Annotated in this window: 3 protein-coding genes and 1 pseudogene; all 4 read right to left on the minus strand. The window is 62.7% G+C overall.

Features of this window, described 5'->3' with window-relative positions:
* Nucleotides 1–129 precede the first annotated feature (129 nt).
* Nucleotides 130–246 carry a putative RiPP precursor gene (locus tag EN906_RS27415; protein WP_306245655.1) on the minus strand — a complete coding sequence of 39 codons (117 nt, stop codon included), beginning with the start codon at nt 244–246 and terminating at the stop codon, nt 130–132.
* A 103-nt stretch (nt 247–349) separates the two neighbouring features.
* Nucleotides 350–1,381 (minus strand): hydroxyacid dehydrogenase, encoded by a 1,032-nt coding sequence (locus EN906_RS27420; RefSeq protein WP_127273721.1) that lies wholly within the window; start codon nt 1,379–1,381, stop codon nt 350–352.
* 428 nt (nt 1,382–1,809) lie between these two features.
* Nucleotides 1,810–3,000, minus strand: a complete 1,191-nt coding sequence (locus EN906_RS27425) for an NAD(P)/FAD-dependent oxidoreductase (RefSeq protein ID WP_127272563.1) — start codon at nt 2,998–3,000, stop codon at nt 1,810–1,812.
* Between the two features lie 118 nt (nt 3,001–3,118).
* Nucleotides 3,119–3,451: pseudogene (locus tag EN906_RS27430) on the minus strand (formyl transferase); the annotation flags it as partial.

The raw sequence follows: 3,451 nt of genomic DNA on the forward strand, positions 1-3,451 counted from the left end.
CTCTTTTATGGAAGCGGTCGCCCGCAGGGCGAAGAGCAGCCGTGGACACTGAAGCTGCGCCTGGAGCGGCTGCCGTACCGCCCGCCCCGGGTGCGTCCGATGCTAACCTTCATTGGATGCCGCGAGGTGTCAGCCTGCCGGGCCTGTCGGGCCTATTACGCCTGAATTGGCTTGCTGCGCCGTCACGGCGGAGAGTTTCTGCCGTTTGAGCAGCATCGGCTTTTCATAGAGCTTCTTCATGTTCATGGCCTCCCTCCGCAAAGTTCGATTGCGGCAGCGTCATCGCCGGCCGCGCCCTTGTCAAGCCGACCTTGTCGAGGGCCGGCCAACCGGGACGAAAACCCACGCCTCAATTCCTGTCGGCCGGCTTGGAACGCATGCGCGAAACCGTCTCGCGCTCGGCGCGCTTGGAGCGCAGCGGCGGCAGGCCGCGGTCGATCAGGTCCATGTCCTCCAGCACCATATCGCCCATGCGCTTGAAGGCGATGTCGAGCGCGCCGGCACGGTGAGCCGAGCGCAGAAAGCCGGGCAGGGTGCGCACCGGATGGTCCCGCGCCAGCGGTTCTTCGGGGAAAACGTCGCTGGCGGCGACGATGTGGCCGCTCTTCACCGCCGCCATCAGCGCCGGGAAGTCCACCACGCCGGCGCGGCTGAGCAGGATGAAGGCGGCGCCCTTGCGCATGCCGGCAAAGGCCTCGGCACCGAGAAAACCCTGGTTCTCGCTGGTCACCGAGGCAACGACGAAGATGAAGTCGCTGGTCGACAGCACCTCGTCGAGAGAGGCCGGCTCGACGCCATTGTCGATGAGGATCGATGGCGGCAGCCAGGGATCGAAGACTTTGGTGCGGGTGCGGAAGCCCGACAGCAGCCGGTTCAGCGCCCGGCCGAGATCGCCGAAACCGATGATCCCGACATCCGCGCCGGACAGGAGCCGCGCCGTCTGGTTGCCGTCGCCGCCCCACAGTTCCTGTCCCTGGCGGAAGGCGAGGTCGGCATCGACGATGTCGCGGGCGAGGTTGAGCGCCATGGCAAGGCCAAGCTCTGCGACCGGCTCGGCGAACACCAGGCCGGTGGTGACGACATGGATACCGCGCGCGAACAAGGTCTCGTAGGGCATGTTGTTGATGAGGTTGGTCTCGACATTGAAGACGCAGCGCAGCGCCTTCATCCGGTCGAGCGTTTCGGGCGATATGGGCGGCTGGCCGATGATGTAGCGCGCCTCGGCCAGCACGTCGGCCGGCAGTTTCGCGACGCCGTCAGCGGTCGTCTCGACAATGCGATAGTGCGCCTTGAGCCGCGCCAGCTGCCGGGCTGTGAAGATCAGCTCCAGCGTGCGTGGTTCCGGCGCACTGATAACCAGCGGCAAGGCGCTGTTGGACATGACTATTCCCTCTGTTCCGATGGCCAAAATACCCTGGATGAAACGATTTACAACATCGCGCGGGGAGGCGAGTAGAGCGGGATTGGCGCTGGGATGAGGTGTCCTGTTGGAGCCGATATGTGCCGGCAATGCAACAGTGAAGAATCGTTTGACTACGATGGCGAGGAGACGACGTAAGAACCAGTAATGACGCAATTGACACGGGGCAGGGAATTGGTTCTGCTGGCGCCGTACCAATTTGGAGGGCACTTTACAGTGAAGAAATACGAGAAACCAACCTTGCAGAAGCGCGACAGGCTTTCGGGCGTCACGGCCCAGACTACCCCATCGGCACCTCCGTCGACGGCAACCTGAGCGGTTGGCGTCTGACGCATTCGCCTTATAAGGCAATCAATATTGGCAATCGATAGGGCGCGACTGGTCGCGCCCTATTGCATATTGGCCATGGGCACCCGCCGCTGTCCCAAATGCCGGACCTTGCGGCCGATGATCATCAGCCGGCGCGCGGTGTTGTTGCGCAAGCGCCTTGCGCGCCATTCCAGTCCGGTGCCGGCGGTGATCGACTTGGCATAGTAACTCACCCGCATGCCATCCTCATCGGCAGCCACCTTGACCGGGTCGTCATAGAAGGCGTTGATCTTGTCAGCCGCCATGCCTGGTGTTTCGAGCCATTGCGGAATGTGAACCGAATGGAGCTGATCGACGTCGGTCATCACCCGGCCGATGCCGACGCCCGGTGTTGGACACGTGGTACAGAAAGCATCGCCGATGAAGATGACCCCGTCGCGGCGATGGCCTTGCGTGGTGCTCAGGCTGATCTGCCTGACCTCGACAGGACTTGCGACTTCGAAGTTGCCGCATCGCGCCGCTATTTCGGGCATCAGCTCGCAGAGCATCTTTTGCGGTTCCTGGCGAAACGCCCGCGTCCACGGCTCGGCCACTTGCCGATAGCCGAACATGTTCGCCCGCATCTTGTCGCCGAGGGGAAAGATGCTGATGTAGGCGATACGGTCGGCAGCCCGCCTGCTGTAGCAGGTGACGGACTGATGACCGAAATCACGCGGGGAGATGGCGAGGTCGAATCCCATCGACAGTGAATGCGCCTTCGATTGCTCGATACGCTCGACGCCGACGGCGCGCCGCACCGCCTCGCCGTGGCCGGTTGCAACCACCAGCAGGCGGGCATCGATGACGGCGCCGTCGGCCAGCACAAGCCGCTGCCGGTCCGGTCCAGTCGAGACCTCGGTCACCTTGCCGACCGTCAGCGGTACTTGCGCAGGCAAGGCGTCGCGCAGGCCATTGATCAACGCGCCATAGGAGAATGTGAATTCAGCCTTCTTCTCATGCGCGAAGAACTGGCCGAGGCGGAAGATATGCGTGTCGGTCGTCGAGGTGACGAGGCTCTTGAGTGTCGCATCGAGGCCGAGCTTTTCGAACAGAAGCATCTGATCCATGCCGATCTTCTCGGCCCGGAATTCCTCGTGGTGGACGCGGTGCGGATCAATCAGCGCCACCTTGCGCCCGGCTTGTCCCAACAGCATTGCCAAGGTGGTGCCGGCCATTCCGGCGCCGACGATCGCCACATCGACTTGGGCCGGGCCAGCCTCTGAGATACTCATTTTGCTGCCCTTTCTGGTGGCAACTGCACGTTTCACAATCTCCGGTAGAAAATATCTTCCGGAGCTAAATCAACCGCAAGCAACCGGAGCGCGTGCCTGGTAGTAACCAATGTTTAGGTTAATCGCGGGTCCGCTGCTTCCAGCGCGGTGCGATCGCCGAGCCATCGATGAACTCAAAGCCGCCAGCCTCGTTGAGCGTGTGAAGTTTACGCCCGCTCCATAGCGCACCTGGATTTAAGATGGTTTCAACGACCTGCTCCATGCCGATCAAATCAAGGTGAGAAATGCGTGCGATGCCAAGCGCCGCGCCATAGCTCCTGCGGCAGTCCTGCACCGGGCGCAGCAGGTCGTTGCCGCGCCTGACCATGCGGCCGGCCGGCCGCGCCGAGGCAATGTCGATCAGCACGGGATTTTTGGGATGCGGCGTCCAGGGGCCGCGAAAATTCGGCGC

Origin of the sequence: Mesorhizobium sp. M7A.F.Ca.CA.004.06.1.1, assembly GCF_003999135.1 — a bacterium.
GTDB lineage: Bacteria > Pseudomonadota > Alphaproteobacteria > Rhizobiales > Rhizobiaceae > Mesorhizobium.

What these genes read in the sequence shown, in the direction of transcription:
- EN906_RS27425 (WP_127272563.1), bottom strand. Translation starts at nt 3,000, where the DNA reads ATGAGTATCTCAGAGGCTGGCCCGGCCCAAGTCGATGTGGCGATCGTC.
- EN906_RS27420 (WP_127273721.1), bottom strand. Translation starts at nt 1,381, where the DNA reads ATGTCCAACAGCGCCTTGCCGCTGGTTATCAGTGCGCCGGAACCACGC.
- EN906_RS27415 (WP_306245655.1), bottom strand. Translation starts at nt 246, where the DNA reads ATGAACATGAAGAAGCTCTATGAAAAGCCGATGCTGCTCAAACGGCAG.